Source organism: Luteimonas salinisoli (assembly GCF_013425525.1).
Lineage (GTDB): Bacteria > Pseudomonadota > Gammaproteobacteria > Xanthomonadales > Xanthomonadaceae > Luteimonas > Luteimonas salinisoli.
Genome location: NZ_JACCKA010000051.1, coordinates 19,881 through 36,700 on the forward strand (window position 1 = coordinate 19,881; position 16,820 = coordinate 36,700).

Below are 16,820 nucleotides of genomic sequence, written 5' to 3' on the forward strand. Positions count from 1 at the left end.
CTCATCCTTCCTCGAACATGGCGCGGTGGTGGCGATACCAGTCGCTGGACCAGCGGCCGTCGGGATCGAACGCGCGCTTGGCGCGCAGGAATTCCGCGAACCGCGGGTGCGCGGCCTCGACCTGCGTGCGCGTCGCCCAGCGGTGATAGGTGAGGTAGTAGCTGCCGCCGCGCTCGACGGCGTCGTCGATCAGGGCGCGGAACGCCGCGCGCGCGGCGGCGATGCCGGCCGGGTCGTGACGGACGTGCAGGTTGAGGACCACGCAGGCCCACGGTTCGCGCGCCCAGGCCAGCATGCTGGCGGTGTCGCGCTCGATCAGCCGCACGGTGCCGTAGATCGGCTGCGCGCGGTGCCGGCGCAGGCTGTCGGCGGCGGCGGCGAGGAACCCGGCCAGCGCTGCGCGCGGCACGTACAACTCGGTGATCATTTCCGATCCGCGGTGGCCTGCCGAGGCGTCGATGGCGTCGTGGTAGCCGCCCAGATCGAGGCCGATCTGCTGGGCGTCGGAGTCGTAGCGCTGGCCATCGGTCGCCAGGTAGAACGTGGCGTATTCGTCGAACGCCAGCGCCGGATCGGTATGCGCCAGATGCAGCAGCCGGGCGACGTCCTCGCGATGGAGCTGCCGCTGCGGCGAATCGGCGGCGGTGCCCGCCACCGGCCGGTAGCAGGAGAGGATGCCGAGATCGAGGAAATCGTCGCCGCCGGGATCGACCGAAAACTGGAAATCGCCGTAGGTGCAGCCCGCGGCGATCGCGGCCTCGAAATCTCCGGCCAGGCGCGCCGCCCGCGTCAGCCGGACCTCGCGTCGCAGCGTGCGTCGCCGGACCAGGCGCAGGGTCAGCCGCAGCACCAGCCCGAACAGGCCGTAGCCGCCGGCCACCAGCGCGAACAGTTCGGGGTTCTCGTGCCGGCTGGCGGTGGACAGCCGTCCCTGGCCGTCCAGCAGTTCGATCGATTCGACGTCGTCCACGAACGGCACGAAGGCCAGCCCGCGGCCGTGGATGTTGGACGCCAGCGCGCCGCCCAGACTGAAATCGTCGGCGCCGGTCTGCTTCTGGCGGATGGTCCAGCCGGCGCGGTTGCCGGGATAGCGCGCCAGCCACTGCAGCAGCGCCGGCCAGCGGATGCCGGCCTCGACCGTGATCAGCCCGCGCTGGGGATCGAAGCCGACCACCCGGTCGAGGCCGGAGGTATCGAGCATGCATCCGCTCGACAGGAACTGCTGGCCCCCCATGGCGTGGCGCGCGCCGATCGCCGCGAGAGGCCGGCCGCGCCTCGCGCAATCCTGCACGCAGCGGATCGCGGCCAGGAGCGAGGGCGGCCGCAGCACCGTGCCGGCCGGGGTCGGGTTCAGGCGCGAATGCACGTCGTTGAGCACTTGCCGGGCAGGGGCGGGGCGGGCTGGACAGATCGCGGGCATCTGGGCGGTGCCGGAAGGGGAGACGGCGCTACCGTGAGGACGGGTATCGAAATCCGCAATCGAAATTCATCGGGTATCGGAATATGATCCCAGGCAGACCCCTGGACGAGACCTCGAACCGCATGGGAGACACCGAGCGCCTGCTCGCCGCGCTCAAGCGCACGCTCAAGCAGCGGGGAATGCGCTACGCCGACCTGGCCGAGGCGCTGGGGGTGTCCGAGCCGACCGTCAAGCGGATGCTGTCGCAGGGCAGGATCGACCTGGCCCGGCTGGAGCGGATCTGCACGGCGCTGGACCTGGACTTCTTCGAGCTGGCCCGGATCGCCCGCGGCGCCCGCGACCTGCGCGGCCGGCTGAGCTTGCGCCAGGAGCAGGCGCTGGCGGAGCAGCCGCAGCTGATGATCGTGTTCCACCTGCTCTGCCAGGACTGGACGGTGGCGCGGATCCGCGGCGAGTTCGGCCTCGATGCGCCGCGGATGGTGCGGCTGCTGGCGCAGCTCGACCGCCTGCGCCTGGTCGAGCTGCTGCCGGGCGATCGCGTCCGGCTGCGGGCGCCGCGCGATTTCGCCTGGCGCGAGGACGGCCCGGTGCGCGCGCGCTTCCTGCACCAGGCCAGCCAGGAATTCCTGCGCGATGGCTTCGAGGGGCGGGACGCGCTGCTCAGCCTGGAGATCCGCGAGCTGGGCGACGCCTCGGTGGCGATGCTCCGGCGCCGGCTGGAGCGGCTCGTGGCCGAGTTCGGCGAGTGTGCGGACCTCGACGTCGGCCTGCCCCCACAGCGCCGGCGCAGCGTCGGCCTGCTGGTGGCGATGCGCCCGTGGGTGTTTTCGCTGCTCGACTCCCTGCGTGCCGGGCAGAAAAACCCGTAGAGGGTGGGCGGGCCAGCGCCGCGGGTACCACGGAGGGGCCCGCGGCCTTCGCGGCCATGGGCCGCTCCTATAGGAGCGGCCAGCGGCGTGGCCCTGCAGAGACGTGCCATGCCCGCGAAAGCCGGTGCGGTTGGAAACGGCCCGGGGATCGCCACAACCTCGTCGCCCCCCCGTAGAGCCGAGCTTGCTCGGCTGCGCGGTCTCCGAAGCCGAAAGCAGCGGAGCAAGCTCCGCTCTACGAGAAGGCGGACGGCTCCCGTCGGGGGCGGGCGGCCACCGTCGCGGTCTCCGGAGCCCCCTGTAGAGCCGAGCTTGCTCGGCTGCGCGGTCTCCGAAGCCGAAAGCAGCGGAGCAAGCTCCGCTCTACGAGAAGGCGGACGGCTCCCGTCGGGGGCGGGCGGCCACCGTCGCGGTCTCCGGAGCCCCCTGTAGAGCCGAGCTTGCTCGGCTGCGCGGTCTCCGAAGCCGAAAGCAGCGGAGCAAGCTCCGCTCTACGAGAAGGCGGACGGCCCCCGTCGGGGGCGGGCGGCCACCGTCGCGGTCTCCGGAGCCCCCTGTAGAGCCGAGCTTGCTCGGCTGCGCGGTCTCCGAAGCCCGGAGCAGCGGAGCAAGCTCCGCTCTACGGAGGGGTCGTCGCCAGCCGTCCGCGCAGCGAGTTGCTCATCGCCTCGGTGATCGTCACGTCGACGAACTGTCCGACCAGCCGCGGGTGGCCCGGGAAGTTCACCGAGCGCATGTTCTCGGTCTTGCCGGTCAGCTCGTTCGGATCCTTCCGCGACGGACCTTCCACCAGCACCGACTGCACGCTGCCGACCATCGCTTCGCTGAGGCGCCGTGCGTTGACGTTGATGGCGGCCTGCAGGCGTTCCAGGCGCGCGTGCTTCTCTGCCGAGGGGGTCGTATCTTCAAGATCGGCGGCCGGCGTGCCGGGGCGGCGCGAGTAGATGAAGGAGAAGCTCTGGTCGAAGCCGACGTCCTCGATCAGCTTCATGGTCTTCTCGAAATCGGCGGCGGTCTCGCCCGGGAAACCGACGATGAAGTCCGAGGAGATCGAGATGTCGGGACGCACCGCGCGCAGCCTGCGGATCTTCTGCTTGAACTCGAGCGCGGTGTAGCCGCGCTTCATCGCCGCCAGGATCCGGTCGCTGCCCGACTGCACCGGCAGGTGCAGGTAGTTCGCCAGCTGCGGCACGTCGCGATAGGCGTCCACCAGCGAGTCGGAGAACTCCAGCGGGTGCGAGGTGGTGAAGCGGATCCGGTCGATGCCGTCGATCTCGGCGATGGTGCGGATCAGCAGGCCGAGATCGGCGTGGTGCTGCTCGTCCGGGCCGAGGTCTTCGCCCGCCGCGCCGCTCATCGGGCCGCGGTAGGCGTTGACGTTCTGGCCCAGCAGGTTGACCTCGCGCACGCCCTGCGCCGCCAGCCGCACCACCTCCAGCAGCACGTCTTCGAACGGCCGGCTGACCTCCTCGCCGCGGGTATAGGGCACCACGCAGAAGCTGCAGTACTTGCTGCATCCCTCCATGATCGAGACGAAGGCGCTGGGGCCCTCGGCGCGCGGCTCGGGCAGGCGGTCGAACTTCTCGATCTCCGGGAAGCTGATGTCGATCTGCGGTGCGCCGGTCCCGCGCCTGGCGCGGATCAGCTCCGGCAGCCGGTGCAGGGTCTGCGGGCCGAACACCAGGTCGACGTAGGGCGCGCGCTTGACGATCGCCGCGCCCTCCTGCGACGCGACGCAGCCGCCGACGCCGATCAGCACCGGCCTGCCGCCCTGCTTGAGCGCCTTCCAGCGCCCCAACTGGCTGAACACCTTTTCCTGGGCCTTTTCGCGGATCGAGCAGGTATTGACCAGCACCACGTCGGCCTCGGCGACGTCGTCGGTCAGCTCCAGGCCATCGCTGGCCGCCAGCACGTCGGCCATCCTGGCCGAGTCGTACTCGTTCATCTGGCAGCCGTGGGTCTGGATGAAGAGCTTGCCGCGGGCCGGCAGGCCGCCGGCCGGTTCGGGGCGGGGATCGGCGGCGGGCACAGGCGGGGTGGTCGTGGTGGCGGTCATGGCGTGTCCGGGGCGCGGCGGTGATTCCGGGCCGGAAGGTGTCGGAGGGCGGAACAGTGTAATCGGTCACGGACCCTTGGCGATCAAGGACTTGGCAAGGCCGCGGAATCGGAGGACACTTCGCACGATGAAGGGGGCCTGGGGATCGATCGTCGTCGTGTTGTGCGTGCTTGCGTCCGTTCCGGCCGCGGCGGGCACCCTGTATCGCTGCGACAGCGGCGACGGCGTGCCGCAGTACGTGAGCAAGCGCGTCGCCGGAGCCAGCTGCACGGTGATCAGCAGCTACCGTCCCGAACCCAGCCGCCCGCGGCCCGCAGCCGCGCCGGCCGCCGCCGGCAGCGTCACCACCAGCAACCGCGTCGAGGGCTCGCCGGCGACGATCAACGCCAACGCTCCGGCGACTTTCATGGGGCAGGGCGCCACTGCGCCCGCGCCGGCAGCGACGCCTGCCTCCACGAGCCGGCCGCGGACCCGCCACGTCCAGGGCCAGGTCTACTCCTACATCAAGGACGGGGTGCGCCACTACACCAGCCGCGCGCCGAGCGGCGGGTCCGGCGCAAGCGCCGTGCGCACCATCCGCTACAGCTTCATGGAGACCTGCTACGCCTGCGGCGCCAGCCCGGGCGTCAGCTTCGGGACCGTGCGCCTGAACACGGACGCCTACCGCGACGAGATCCGCGCCGCGGCGCAGCGTTTCGGCGTCGAGGAGGCGGTGGTGCGGGCGATCATCCACGCCGAGTCCGCCTTCAACCCCACCGCGCTGTCCCGGGTCGGGGCGCAGGGCCTGATGCAGCTGATGCCCGCCACCGCGCAGCGCTTCGGGGTCGGCAATCCTTTCGATCCCGGACAGAACATCCTCGGCGGCGTCGAGTACCTGGCGTGGCTCCTCAAGCGCTTCAACGGCGACCTGACCCTGGCCGCCGCCGGGTACAACGCCGGCGAAGGCGCCGTGGATCGCCACGGCGGGGTGCCCCCGTACAGCGAGACCCGGCGCTACGTCGAGCGGGTGGGCGTCCTGGCCGAGCGCTACCGCGGCCACCTGGCCAGCAATACCGCGCCCTGAAGCCGCGCGCGGCTGTCAAGACGTTGTCGGCCGATTCAGCGTTCCGTTACACTTTACCGTCTTTGCGGGCCGCTTCCGGCGACGGGAGCCGGCGCGCGGCAGCCAGAATTCAGTAGCTACCGAACAGGTTTGCGGAGTGCAGGATGGGCAATGAAGCGGTGATCGATCCCGCCGGCGGCGAGGATTCGGTCAATACGGGGCGGCGCCGGTTCCTGACCGCGAGCACGGCCGTGGTCGGCGCGGTGGGCGCCGGCGTGGCGGCCATCCCGTTCATCAAGTCGTGGAACCCCAGCGCGCGGGCGCTGCTCGCCGGCGCGCCGGTGACGGTGGACATCAGCGCCCTGCAGGAGGGCCAGCGCCTGGTGGTGGAATGGCGCGGCCAGCCGATCTGGATCGTCAAGCGCTCGAAGGCGATCCTCGAGGCGCTGCCGACCCTGGACGACCAGCTGCGCGACCCGGACTCGGAGAACAGCGACCAGCAGCCCGACTACGTGCGCGAGGCCAACCCGGAACTGCGCTCGATCCGCCCGGAGATCTCGGTGCTGGTGGGGCTGTGCACCCACCTGGGCTGCTCGCCGGAGATGGTCGCGGAGATCCGCCCGGAGCCTTTCGACGCCAACTGGAAGGGCGGCTACTTCTGCCCGTGCCACAAGTCCAAGTTCGACATGGCCGGCCGGGTCTACGCGGGCGTTCCGGCGCCCACCAACCTGGTGGTCCCGCCGCATCACTACGCCGATGACAACACCATCGTCGTCGGCCTCGATCCCGAGGGGGCCGCATAAATGGCGAACGTCGACGACAAGATGGCCGCTCCGAACGATCCGGCCACCGGCGTCATCGCCGCCTTCCGGACCTGGTTCGACGACCGCACCCCGGGGCTGATGCCGGCGTACCGCAAGCACATGACGGAGTACTTCGCGCCGAAGAACTTCAACGTCTGGTACTACTTCGGCTCGCTGGCGCTGCTGGTGCTGGTCAACCAGATCGTCACCGGCATCTTCCTGACGATGCACTACAAGCCGTCGGCCGCCGAGGCGTTCTCGTCGATCGAGTACATCATGCGCGACGTGGAGTGGGGCTGGCTGATCCGCTACATGCACTCCACCGGCGCGTCGCTGTTCTTCATCGTCGTCTATCTGCACATGTTCCGCGGGCTGATGTACGGCAGCTACCAGAAGCCGCGCGAACTGGTGTGGATCCTCGGCATGCTGATCTACCTGGTGCTGATGGCCGAGGCCTTCCTGGGCTACGTGCTGCCCTGGGGGCAGATGTCGTTCTGGGGCGCGAAGGTGATCATCTCGCTGTTCGGCGCGATCCCGGTGATCGGCAACGGCCTGACCGAGTGGATCATGGGCGACTTCCTGCCCGGCGACGCCACCGTCAACCGGTTCTTCGCGCTGCACGTGATCGCGCTGCCGCTGGTGCTGCTGCTGCTGGTGGTGCTGCACCTGGGGGCGCTGCACGAGGTCGGTTCCAACAATCCCGACGGCGTGGACATCAAGAAGGGCCCGAAGGGCAACCGCTGGTCCGCCAAGGCCCCGCTCGATTCCATTCCGTTCCATCCGTACTACACGGTCAAGGACCTGGTGGGCGTGGGCTTCCTGCTGATCCTGGCCGCCTTCATCATCTTCTTCACCCCGGAGATGGGCGGCTGGTTCCTCGAGCACGACAACTTCATCGAGGCCAACCCGCTGGTCACCCCCGAGCACATCAAGCCGGTCTGGTACTACACCCCGTACTACGCGATGCTGCGGGTGGTGCCGGACAAGCTCGGCGGCGTGCTGGTGATGTTCGGCGCGATCGCGATCCTCTTCGCGGTGCCGTGGCTCGATCGCGCCAAGGTCAAGTCCTACCGCTACCGCGGGATGCTGTCGAAGGTGCTGCTGGGGCTGTTCGCGATCAGCTTCATCTGGCTGGGCAAGATCGGCGCCGGTCCGGGCACCGACCCGGTCGAGACCATCGTCGGCCGCTTCCTGACCTTCTACTACTTCGCCTTCTTCATCGCGATGCCGTTGTGGACCAAGATCGACAGCACCAAGCCTGTGCCGGAGCGGGTGACGACACATGACTAAGGGTCCGGGAATGGGGAATCGGGAATCGGGAATCGTGAAGCGCCGGTATCAGCGCCTGGTCCGCAATGCGGCCGCGCTCGCCGGGGGGCTGCTGCTGTCCTTCTCCGCGCTTGCCGCGGATCCGGGCACCGCGTTGCAGCAGTCGGGCACCGACCTGGCCGACCGCGCCTCGCTGCAGCGCGGCGCCCGGCTGTTCATGAATTACTGCGCCGGCTGCCACTCGCTCAAGTACCTGCGCTATTCGCGCATGGCCGACGACCTCGGGCTCAGCGAAGAGGAGGTCATGGAGAACCTCAACTTCACCGGCGCCGACTTCGGCGAGCACATCGTCTCGGCGATGCCGGCTGCGAACGCCGAGGACTGGTTCGGCGTCGCGCCGCCCGACCTGTCGCTGGTGGTGCGCACCAAGGCCGGCGGTCCGGACTGGGTCTACACGTTCCTCAAGTCCTTCTACCAGGACGAGGCGAGCACGATGGGCTGGAACAACACCCTGTTCCCCGACGTTTCGATGCCGAACCCGCTGTGGGAGATGCAGGGGCTGCAGCATCCGGTCCTCGGTGCGGCCGACGAGATCGGCCAGCCCACGATCGAGCGCCTGGAACTGGCTCGCCCCGGCACCCAGGACGCCGCGGAGTTCGACCGCACCGTCCGCGATATCACCGCATTTCTCGAGTACGCCGCCGAACCGGCCGCGCTCAAGCGCCAGGGCATCGGCGTCTGGGTGATCCTGTTCCTGGCGTTCTTCACGTTCCTCGCCTGGCTGTTGAAGAAGGAGTACTGGCGCGACGTGCACTAGGCGGACCCTCCGCACGAGCCCGGCCGCACAAGCCGGGCTTTTTGCAGATCAGGCCGGCGCAGACCGGCCGGTGGCAGCCGTGAGGGGACGGCTCGGGAACCGGGGCGACCGTCCGCAGTGGGCGGGCGGCGTCGATGCAGCCGGCGGTATCCGGCTGTGGGAGAGTGCCGATGATGGCCGCGAGTCCGCGTATGCGTAATGCCCTGACCCTGTTCTCATCCGTCGATGACGTGCTGTGCCACCGCGTCCGCCTGGTCCTGGCGGCCAAGGGCGTCACCTACGACCTGATCGCGGTGGATCCGCAGAATCCGCCCGAGGACCTGCTCGACCTCAACCCCTACCACTCGGTGCCCACCCTGGTCGAGCGCGACCTGGTGCTCTACGCCGCGTCGGTGGTCTGCGAATACCTCGACGAGCGCTACCCGCATCCGCCGCTGATGCCGGTCGACCCGCTCTCCCGCGCGCGCCTGCGCCTGGCCATGCTCCGGCTGGAGCACGACTGGGTGCCGCAGATCCAGGCGATCCAACTGGGCAACAAGCAGCAGGCCGAGGCCGGGCGCAAACGGCTCCGCGAGCTGCTCACCGCCTCGGTTCCGCTGTTCAAGGCGAGCAAGTTCTTCCTCAGCGCCGAGATGAGCCTGGCCGACTGCGCCATGGCGCCGATCATCTGGCGGCTGCAGGCGCTGGACGTGCCGCTGCCGAAGGACGGCAAGGCGATCGAGGACTACGGCAACCGGATCTTCCGCGGGCCCGGATTCGTGCGCAGCCTGACGCCGCAGGAGAAGAACCTGCGCGAGCTTCCGGAATGAGCGCGCCGCGCTGGCCCGGCGCCGCGATGGCGGTACACTGAGGGCATGCCCGAGACCGCCGCGCCCGGCATGACCAGTCACCGCCCGTACCTGCTGCGGGCGCTGTACGAGTGGATCGCCGACAACGGCATGACCCCGCACATCCTGGTCGACGCCGAGCAGCCGGGGGTGCGGGTGCCGACCCACGCGGTGAAGGAAGGGCGGGTGGTGCTCAACATCGCCGAGCGCGCGGTGACCCGCCTGGAGATGGACAACGGCGGGGTGCGCTTCACCGCGCGCTTCGGCGGGGTCAGCCATCCGGTCGAGGTGCCGGTCGGGGCCGTACTGGCGATCTACGCGCGCGAGACCGGCCACGGCATGGTCCTGCCGGAAGACGTCGGCGGCGGGCCCGGCCCCGGCCCGGACGACGATCCGTCCGCCGCGGCCGACCCTCCGGCCGAGGACGAGGCGCCGGCACCGAAGCGCGGCGCGCACCTGCGGGTGGTGAAGTAGGCCCGGTGACCGCAGCGCCGGTCCAGCCTGCCGCCGTAGAGCGGAGCTTGCTCCGCTGCTCCCGGCTCCGGAGCCCGCGCAGCCGAGCAAGCTCGGCTCTACGAGCCGCGGCGCGGTGCTCCGGCCTGTCGACGCGCGGTAGGCGGGGCGGGGACGGCAGCCGCCGACCTCTCAGCGCAGGTCGCGCTCCGATGCCCGCACCGGTCCGCTGAACGACACCAGCGTATCGCCGTGCAGCACCAGTCGGCCGACGTGGCGTTCGGTGCCATCCTCGGAGTATTCGAAGCGGAAGCTGCGCTCGAATCCCAGGCGACCATCGTCGCCGCGGCGCAGCCGCAGTCCGGCGGCGTGCACGGTCTGGTCGAGCCACTGCACCCCGGCGGCGCGACAGGCCTGGCGGCCGATCCGTTCGGCGCGCTCGGCGGCGCCGCGCGCCGCGCTCCAGAAGGCGAATGCCGCGGCGCCGGCGATCATCACGAGCACTAGATCGAACATGTGTGTAATGTGGCGCCCGCGTCGGCCCCGGGCAAGGCCCGCAGCGCCGCCCGCCAGGCCAGTCCGGAGCCGCCGATGAGCGCCCAGTCCCTCAAACTCGTGTTCCCCGGTGGCGAGCACCCCCAGGTGCTGCTCGGCCCCGGGGTCAGCCGGATCGGTTCCGATCCGCATGCCAACATCGTGCTCGATCGTCCAGGCGTGCTGCCCAGCCACTTCGAACTGCAGGTCGGCGCCCATGGCGTGACCCTGAAGGTGCCCGAGGGGATCGCCGTGCGGGTCAACGGACGCATGGTCTACGGCGTGCTCGCGCTGCGCCCCGGCGACGTGGTCGGCTTCGAGCAGGTGCAGGCGCGGCTGGTCTCGATGGAGGCCGCCGGCGCGGTGCCGGCCGCGCCGGATGGCGCACCGGCCAACGACAGCGCACCGGCCAACGACGATGCCGACGCCACCGCCGTGCGCCCGGCGCTGCCGCGCTACGTACTGCGCGGCGTTTCCGGCCGCGCCTTCGGCCGCAGCTATCCGCTGGTCGGCATCACCGTGGTCGGGCGTGCCGCCGAGTGCACCCTGCGATTCGAGGAGTCCGGGCTGTCGCGCTCGCACGCGCGGCTCTCGCCGGCCGCCGACGGCATCGAGATCCAGGATCTCGGCTCGAGCAACGGCAGCTTCCTCAACGGCCGGCGCGTGCAGATGGCGCTGGCGCGCGCCGGCGACGAGATCGGCTTCGATCAGCTGCGTTTCCGGCTGATCGCCCCGGGCCAGGTGCAGCCGGTGCAGGTGCATGCGCGCTCGGTGGCGGACGTCCACCCGCGGAGCGGGCCCTGGCTGCGCATCGGCCTGGCGGCCGTCGCGCTGCTGGCGGTCGCGGCGGTGCTGGCGCTGCTGCTGCGCTAGCCGGTCCGGCCCGGCGGCCCCAGCTTCAGCGACAGGTCGATCGCGCGCACGTGCTTGGTCAGCGCGCCGATCGAGATGCAGTCCACGCCGTCGGCGGCGATCGCGCGCACGCCTTCCAGGTCCACGCCGCCGGAAACTTCCAGCGGCACCCGCGCCGCGCCTGCGGCGGCCGCGATCCGCACCGCCTCGCGCCGCGTCTGCGCATCGAAGTCGTCGATCAGGATGCGGTCGCAACCGGCCGCCAGCGCTTCGCGCAGCTGCTCTAGCGTCTCCACCTCGACGATCAGCGGCAGCGACGGCTGTTGCGCGCGCGCCGCGGCGATCGCCGTGGTCACCGAACCGGCCACGCGCACGTGGTTCTCCTTGAGCATCACCGCATCGAACAGGCCGATGCGGTGGTTGACGCCGCCGCCCACGCGCACTGCGTACTTCTGCGCCAGGCGCAGCCCCGGCAGGGTCTTGCGGGTGTCGAGGATCCGCGCCCCGGTGCCGCGCACCGCGTCGACGTAGTCGCGGGTGGCGGTTGCGGTGCCGCTGAGGGTCTGGATGAAGTTGAGCGAGGCGCGCTCGGCGCTCACCAGGGCGCGGGCGCGGCCGGACAGTTCGGCCAGCACCGTGCCCGCGGCGACCCGGTCGCCTTCGGCCACGTGCCAGTCGATGCGCACGTCGGGATCGAGTGCGCGGTGGCAGGCGTCGAACCAGGGCCGCCCGCACACCACCGCCTCTTCCTTGCACAGCAGCCGGGCGCAGTCGCCGGTGTCCGGCAGCAGTGCGGCGGTAACGTCGCCGCTGCCGAGGTCCTCGGCGAGCGCACGGGCGACGTCGGCCTCGACGCTCGCTGCCGGCGGCGGCGCGATGACGGGATCCACCGGCGGACTCAGGAAGGGAAGCCGTCGACCTGCGCGGTGGCGATGCCTTCCTCCACCAGCAGCACGGGGATGCCGCCGTCGACGCGATAGACGCGCTTGCGGTCGCGGGTGACCAGCGCCTCCTGCAGCGCCTCGGCCTGGGGGCCGCCGTCGGTGCGCTGCACGGTGCCCGCGGCGATGGCGCGGTTGACCGCCTCCAGCCCGGCCTTGTCGAGCAGCGCCAGGGGTTGCCGGGATTCGGGGCAGACGAGGATGTCGAGGAGCTTGCGGTCCATCGAGGGGCGGATCCGGGATGCGGGAGTTCGCCGAAAGCGTAGCACCTCGGTGTCGCCGCAGCGCGGCAGTGGTCGGCGAGGTCGGCCGGCGCCGGCCCTCGATCCGGAATCCCGGCTAAAATACGCCTTTAGCGCCCGGGGACGACCATGCCAGCCACGCCAGCCAATCCCGCAGCGCCGCTCGTCGGCATCGTGATGGGCTCGCGTTCGGACTGGGACACGATGCAGCACGCCGCCGAGCGCCTCGACGCGCTGGGCGTGCCGCACGAGGTGCGGGTGGTGTCGGCGCACCGCACTCCCGATGTCATGTTCGAGTACGCGGCATCGGCCGGGCAGCGCGGGCTGCGCGCGATCATCGCCGGCGCCGGCGGCGCGGCGCACCTGCCGGGCATGCTGGCTGCCAAGACCGCGGTGCCGGTGCTGGGCGTGCCGGTGCAGTCGAAGGCGCTCAACGGCCTCGACTCGCTGCTCTCCATCGTGCAGATGCCGGCCGGGATCCCGGTGGCGACCTTCGCGATCGGCCGCGCCGGCGCGGCCAATGCCGCGCTGTTCGCCGCAGCGCTGCTGGCGGCCGATCATGGCGACATCGCCGCGGCGCTGGCGGCGTTCCGCCAGCGCCAGACCGAGGCGGTGGCCGGCGACGACGACCCGCGCCAGCCGCCGGCCGCGAGCGGACTGCACGCGTGACGACAGTCGGGATTCTGGGCGGTGGCCAGCTGGCGCGCATGCTGGCGCTCGCTGGCGCACCGCTGGGCCTGCGCTTCCTGGTGATGGACACCTCGGCCGAGGCCTGCGCCGGGCAGTTCGCGCCGCTGCTGGTCGGCGACTACCGCGACGAGGCGGCGCTGGCCGACTTCGCCGCGCGCGTGGACGTGGTCACGTTCGATTTCGAGAACGTGCCGGCCGAATCCGCGCGCTGGCTGAGCGACCGCGTACCGGTCTTCCCGAATCCGGGGGCGCTGGGCGTGGCCCAGGACCGGCTTGCGGAGAAGTCGCTGTTCCGCGAACTGGGCATCCCGGTGCCGCCTTTCGCCGACGTCGCCTCGCGGCAGGAGCTGGATGCCGCGCTGGCGCAGATCGGCGCACCCTGCATTCTCAAGACCCGCCGCCTGGGCTATGACGGCAAGGGACAGTTCCGCCTGAGGCCGCTATCGGGGGACGAGGCAGCAGCGGGCGGGGCGGCCGCAGGCCGGATGCCGGGGGCCGACGCGGACACCCGCGGTGTCGCGACTTCCGTCGCTCCCGCGGAAGGTCCCGAATCTCGCAGCGGGCACGTGGGAGCGACGCAAGGTCTCGAACCCGCCGGCAGGACCGTGGGAGCGACCGAAGGCACGACGTATGCCGAGGCGTCCGCCGGAGCCGGAACAGCGGCGACGGCCATGCCCGCGCCGGTACAGCAGGTCGCGGATGCGGCATGGGCCGCGCTGGGGTCGCAGGCCGGGCGGGTCGGCCTGATCCTCGAGTCGTTCGTGCCGTTCGACCGCGAGCTGAGCGTGGTGGCGATGCGCGGCCGCGACGGCGGGTTCCATGCCTGGCCGCTCACCGAGAACTGGCACGTCGACGGCGTGCTGTCGGCCAGTCTGGCGCCGGCGCGGGTCGACCGGGCGCTGGTCGAGACCGCGCACGGTCACGCGCGACGCCTGGCCGACGCACTGGACTACGTCGGCGTGTTCGCGCTGGAGCTGTTCTGCCGCGACGGCGAACTGCTGGCCAACGAACTGGCGCCGCGCGTGCACAACTCCGGGCACTGGACCATCGAGGGGGCCGAGACCTCGCAGTTCGAGAACCACCTGCGCGCGGTGCTCGGACTGGCCCCCGGCGCGACCGCCATGCGCGGCCACGCCTGCATGCTGAACTGGATCGGCGAACTGCCGGATCCCGGCCCGGTGCTGGCCGAGCCGGGCGGTCACTGGCACGACTACGGCAAGTCGCCGCGCCCGGGCCGCAAGGTCGGCCACGCCACGCTGCGGGCGGAGACGCCCGAGACCCTGGCGGCCGCGCTGCAGCGCGTCGGCGACGCGCTCGGGCGGCAGGCACAGGTCGCACCGGTCGTCGCCGCCCTGCGCGGCTGATCCAGGCGCCAGCGCCTCCCTTGTAGGAGCGTGCCACGCACGCGAACGCCGGCGCGGTCGGACACGCCCGGAATTGCCGCCCACTCGGCCGGGGCCGCCCGCGGCCTTCGCGGCCATGGGCCGCTCCTACAGGCGCGAGGCGACGAATTCCCAGTCGACCAGCTTCCAGAACGCCTCCAGGTACTTGCCGCGGTTCTCGCCGTAGTCGGGCAGGTAGGCGTGTTCCCACAGGCAGCAGGCCAGCAGCGGCGTGTCGGGGCCGGTCAGCGGCGTGACCGCGTGCGGGGTCACCGCGATCGCCAGGCGGCCGTCGTCGCGGCGCAGCAGCCACGCCCAGCCGGAGCCGAATCCGCGCAGCGCCGCCTCGTCGAACTGCGTACGGAACGCGTCCACGCTCCCGAACGCCGTCGCCAGCGCCTCCGCCAGCCGGCCCTCGGGCTCGCCGCCGCCGCCGGCCGCGGCGGGTTTCAGGCAGCGCCAGTAGAGCCCGGTGCTCCAGGCCTGGGCCGCGTGTTCGGCCATCGCCCCCTGGGCCTTGCGTACGATCTCCTCCAGCGCGAGTTCGGCGAAGGCGGTACCGGCGATCATGGCGTTGAGAGCATCGACGTGGGCGCGGTGGTGGCCGGCGTGATGTCGCTCCACGGCATCCCCGGAAAGATGCGGCTCCAGCGCGGTACGGTCGTAGGGCAGGGCGGGCAGGTCGATGGGCATTGGCACCGGGTCGGAGTGGCGGCCGCGGCCCGGGAGAGGGCGCCCAGGACGCGCGAAGCCTTACAATCGGCGATTCTAACCCCCACGTCCGCCGCCGGCCTTCGCGCGATCTTCGCGCGCGGCGCGGGCATCGAAGGAGCACGCGAGATGGTCATGCAGCGGATCCAGGCCGAGGTCGAGAACCACCCGATCGTCCTGTTCATGAAGGGCACGCCGCAGTTTCCGATGTGCGGCTTTTCGAGCCGCACGGTCAAGGTACTCAAGGATGCGGGGGTCGCCGACCTGCGCACGGTCAACGTGCTGGAGGAGCCGGAGGTCCGCGCCAACCTGCCGCGCTATTCCAACTGGCCGACCTTCCCGCAGCTGTTCATCAACGGCGAACTGATCGGCGGCTGCGACATCGCCGTCGAACTGCACGAATCGGGCGAGCTGGCGAGGATGGTCGCGGAAGCGCAGAAGGCGTGAATGCGGCGACCTTCCCTCCGAGCAGTCCCGGCCAGGGGCCGGCCGCGGCGCGGCTCGACGGCCGGGTGGTGCTGGTGGCGGGCGCGCACGGCGGCCTCGGCCAGGCCGCGTCGCTGGCCTGCGCGCGCGCAGGCGCCCGCCTCGTGTTGCTGGGACGGAGAATCCCCAAACTCAACCGCCTGCTCGATGCGATCGAGCGCGAAGCGGGCGAGGCGCTGCTGTATCCGCTCGATCTGGAAGGCGCCGGCCCCGACGATTACGCCGAGCTCGCCCGACGCGTCGAGTCCGGCTTCGGCCGGCTCGACGGCCTGCTGCACTGCGCCGCCGACTTCGGCGGCCTGACTCCGCTCGAGCACACCGACCCGGCGGCGTTCGCGCGCGCCATCCACGTCGACCTGACCGCGCGCTGGTGGCTCACCCAGGCCTGCCTGCCGCTGCTGCGGCGCGCGGCGGACGGCGCGGTGGTATTCGTGGTCGACGATGCCGACGCCACCGGCCAGGCCTACTGGGGCGGCTACGGCATCGCCCAGTCGGGACTGCATGCGATGGTGCGGATGCTGCATGCCGAACTGGCCTCTTCCCCGGTGCGGGTCTGTGGCCTGCAGCCAGGGCCGATGCGCACGCCGCTGCTCGCGCGCGCGTACGTCGAGCGCGAACGCGCCGCGGCCTGCGAGCCGGAGCGCTACGCGGGCGCTTGTGTGACATTGCTGTCGGCGGCCGGCTCTGCGCGCCGCGGCGAGGTCTGGCGACCCGGGCCCGACGCCTGCGGGATCGACCTGCCGATCGTGGCCGAGCGATGACCATCGCCTCCGCGGCACTGCTGCTGTTCCTGATCCTCGATCCGCTCGGCAACGTCCCGGTGTTCCTGGGCATGCTGCGGCGCCTGCCGCCGCGGCGGCAGCGCATCGTGCTGGCGCGCGAACTGCTGATCGCCCTGGCGGTGCTGATGCTGTTCCTGTGGGTCGGCAAGTACGTGCTGGAGCTGATGCACCTGCGCCAGGAATCGGTGTCGATCGCCGGCGGCATCGTGCTGTTCCTGATCGGATTGCGGATGATCTTTCCGCCGCCGCAGGGGCTGATGGGCGAACTGCCGGAGGGCGAGCCGTTCATCGTGCCGATGGCCATTCCCCTGGTCGCCGGCCCGTCGGGCATGGCGGCGGTGATGCTGATGGGCAGCAGCGAGCCGGAGCGGCTGGGCGAGTGGAGCCTGGCGCTGCTGCTCGCCTGGGCGGCCACCGCCGCGATCCTGTTCTCCTCCACCTGGCTGTACCGCCTGCTCGGCATGCGCGCCCTGACCGCGATGGAGCGGCTGATGGGGATGCTGCTGGTGGCGATCTCGGTGCAGATGCTGCTGGACGGCGTGGCCGGCTACCTGGGGTTGACCCCAGGCTGAGGCGGCCGCGCGGCCCCAGATGACAAGCACTTAGCCAACCTTGCTGAGGCGGCGGATAAAAGCCTGGCGGGA

Annotated in this window: 19 protein-coding genes and 1 pseudogene; 14 read left to right on the plus strand and 6 right to left on the minus strand. The window is 71.2% G+C overall.

Annotation, left to right across the window (positions count from 1 at the left end):
* Position 1: 1 nt before the first annotated feature.
* Complete coding sequence (locus H0E84_RS07750) at positions 2 to 1,378, minus strand: FAD-binding protein (protein ID WP_180678071.1); 1,377 nt, start codon at positions 1,376 to 1,378, stop codon at positions 2 to 4.
* A gap of 125 nt (positions 1,379 to 1,503) precedes the next feature.
* Here H0E84_RS07750 and H0E84_RS07755 point away from each other — a divergent pair, with 125 nt between their 5' ends.
* Positions 1,504 to 2,289 (plus strand): helix-turn-helix domain-containing protein, encoded by a 786-nt coding sequence (locus H0E84_RS07755; RefSeq protein WP_180678072.1) that lies wholly within the window; start codon positions 1,504 to 1,506, stop codon positions 2,287 to 2,289.
* Positions 2,290 to 2,908: 619 nt separating this feature from the next.
* Here the strand turns inward: H0E84_RS07755 and miaB are convergent.
* Positions 2,909 to 4,345 (minus strand): tRNA (N6-isopentenyl adenosine(37)-C2)-methylthiotransferase MiaB, encoded by a 1,437-nt coding sequence (gene miaB, locus H0E84_RS07760; protein WP_180678073.1) that lies wholly within the window; start codon positions 4,343 to 4,345, stop codon positions 2,909 to 2,911.
* A gap of 127 nt (positions 4,346 to 4,472) precedes the next feature.
* Between miaB and H0E84_RS07765 the strand changes: the two genes are divergently transcribed.
* The 6 genes from H0E84_RS07765 (at position 4,473) to H0E84_RS07790 (ending at position 9,577) form a co-directional block, all read left to right on the plus strand.
* Positions 4,473 to 5,408, plus strand: coding sequence for a lytic transglycosylase domain-containing protein (locus tag H0E84_RS07765; RefSeq protein ID WP_180678074.1), 936 nt, complete (start codon positions 4,473 to 4,475; stop codon positions 5,406 to 5,408).
* A 143-nt stretch (positions 5,409 to 5,551) separates the two neighbouring features.
* Positions 5,552 to 6,190, plus strand: coding sequence for a ubiquinol-cytochrome c reductase iron-sulfur subunit (petA, locus tag H0E84_RS07770; RefSeq protein WP_180678075.1), 639 nt, complete (start codon positions 5,552 to 5,554; stop codon positions 6,188 to 6,190).
* Between the two features lie 99 nt (positions 6,191 to 6,289).
* Entirely contained in the window at positions 6,290 to 7,480 is a 1,191-nt protein-coding gene (locus H0E84_RS07775) for a cytochrome b (RefSeq protein ID WP_257644126.1), read from the plus strand.
* Between the two features lie 34 nt (positions 7,481 to 7,514).
* Positions 7,515 to 8,276: a cytochrome c1 gene (locus tag H0E84_RS07780; protein ID WP_425600472.1), complete on the plus strand. Its 762-nt coding sequence runs from the start codon at positions 7,515 to 7,517 to the stop codon at positions 8,274 to 8,276.
* 173 nt (positions 8,277 to 8,449) lie between these two features.
* Entirely contained in the window at positions 8,450 to 9,085 is a 636-nt protein-coding gene (locus H0E84_RS07785; protein ID WP_180678136.1) for a glutathione S-transferase N-terminal domain-containing protein, read from the plus strand.
* A gap of 45 nt (positions 9,086 to 9,130) precedes the next feature.
* Complete coding sequence (locus H0E84_RS07790) at positions 9,131 to 9,577, plus strand: ClpXP protease specificity-enhancing factor (protein ID WP_257644124.1); 447 nt, start codon at positions 9,131 to 9,133, stop codon at positions 9,575 to 9,577.
* 171 nt (positions 9,578 to 9,748) lie between these two features.
* Here the strand turns inward: H0E84_RS07790 and H0E84_RS07795 are convergent, their stop codons facing one another.
* Positions 9,749 to 10,072 (minus strand): DUF3301 domain-containing protein, encoded by a 324-nt coding sequence (locus H0E84_RS07795; RefSeq protein WP_180678076.1) that lies wholly within the window; start codon positions 10,070 to 10,072, stop codon positions 9,749 to 9,751.
* A gap of 75 nt (positions 10,073 to 10,147) precedes the next feature.
* Here H0E84_RS07795 and H0E84_RS07800 point away from each other — a divergent pair, with 75 nt between their 5' ends.
* The gene (locus H0E84_RS07800; RefSeq protein ID WP_180678077.1) at positions 10,148 to 10,963 is read left to right on the plus strand and encodes an FHA domain-containing protein; all 816 of its coding nucleotides are present in this window, start codon (positions 10,148 to 10,150) and stop codon (positions 10,961 to 10,963) included.
* On the opposite strand, the gene nadC is transcribed toward H0E84_RS07800, so the two are convergent.
* Together nadC and H0E84_RS07810 are read right to left on the minus strand one after the other, a co-directional pair.
* On the minus strand, positions 10,960 to 11,832 hold the full coding sequence (gene nadC / locus H0E84_RS07805) for a carboxylating nicotinate-nucleotide diphosphorylase (RefSeq protein WP_180678078.1): 873 nt from the start codon (positions 11,830 to 11,832) through the stop codon (positions 10,960 to 10,962). The genes H0E84_RS07800 and nadC overlap by 4 nt on opposite strands.
* Before the next feature lie 8 nt (positions 11,833 to 11,840).
* Positions 11,841 to 12,107: a Trm112 family protein gene (locus tag H0E84_RS07810; RefSeq protein ID WP_180678079.1), complete on the minus strand. Its 267-nt coding sequence runs from the start codon at positions 12,105 to 12,107 to the stop codon at positions 11,841 to 11,843.
* A gap of 147 nt (positions 12,108 to 12,254) precedes the next feature.
* On the opposite strand from H0E84_RS07810, the gene purE reads away from it, so the two are divergent.
* The 3 genes and pseudogenes from purE (at position 12,255) to H0E84_RS07820 (ending at position 14,179) form a co-directional block, all read left to right on the plus strand.
* The gene (gene purE, locus H0E84_RS07815; RefSeq protein ID WP_180678080.1) at positions 12,255 to 12,794 is read left to right on the plus strand and encodes a 5-(carboxyamino)imidazole ribonucleotide mutase; all 540 of its coding nucleotides are present in this window, start codon (positions 12,255 to 12,257) and stop codon (positions 12,792 to 12,794) included.
* Positions 12,791 to 13,069 (plus strand): annotated as a pseudogene (locus H0E84_RS20810) (5-(carboxyamino)imidazole ribonucleotide synthase); the annotation flags it as partial. The gene purE and the pseudogene H0E84_RS20810, both read left to right, overlap by 4 nt.
* On the plus strand, positions 13,067 to 14,179 hold the full coding sequence (locus H0E84_RS07820) for a 5-(carboxyamino)imidazole ribonucleotide synthase (protein ID WP_425600473.1): 1,113 nt from the start codon (positions 13,067 to 13,069) through the stop codon (positions 14,177 to 14,179). The pseudogene H0E84_RS20810 and the gene H0E84_RS07820, both read left to right, overlap by 3 nt.
* Positions 14,180 to 14,305: 126 nt before the next feature.
* On the opposite strand, the gene H0E84_RS07825 is transcribed toward H0E84_RS07820, so the two are convergent.
* Positions 14,306 to 14,890: a Fe-Mn family superoxide dismutase gene (locus tag H0E84_RS07825; RefSeq protein ID WP_180678082.1), complete on the minus strand. Its 585-nt coding sequence runs from the start codon at positions 14,888 to 14,890 to the stop codon at positions 14,306 to 14,308.
* 147 nt (positions 14,891 to 15,037) lie between these two features.
* On the opposite strand from H0E84_RS07825, the gene grxD reads away from it, so the two are divergent.
* Genes grxD through H0E84_RS07840 form a run of 3 tightly spaced genes read left to right on the plus strand, consistent with a single transcriptional unit; the run spans position 15,038 to position 16,748 of the window.
* Positions 15,038 to 15,355 carry a Grx4 family monothiol glutaredoxin gene (grxD, locus tag H0E84_RS07830; RefSeq protein ID WP_180678083.1) on the plus strand — a complete coding sequence of 106 codons (318 nt, stop codon included), beginning with the start codon at positions 15,038 to 15,040 and terminating at the stop codon, positions 15,353 to 15,355.
* Entirely contained in the window at positions 15,352 to 16,155 is an 804-nt protein-coding gene (locus tag H0E84_RS07835) for an SDR family NAD(P)-dependent oxidoreductase (protein WP_345776286.1), read from the plus strand. The genes grxD and H0E84_RS07835 overlap by 4 nt, the downstream gene beginning before the upstream one ends.
* Positions 16,152 to 16,748: a YhgN family NAAT transporter gene (locus H0E84_RS07840; protein ID WP_180678084.1), complete on the plus strand. Its 597-nt coding sequence runs from the start codon at positions 16,152 to 16,154 to the stop codon at positions 16,746 to 16,748. Before H0E84_RS07835 ends, H0E84_RS07840 begins: the two co-directional genes overlap by 4 nt.
* Positions 16,749 to 16,820: the final 72 nt, after the last annotated feature.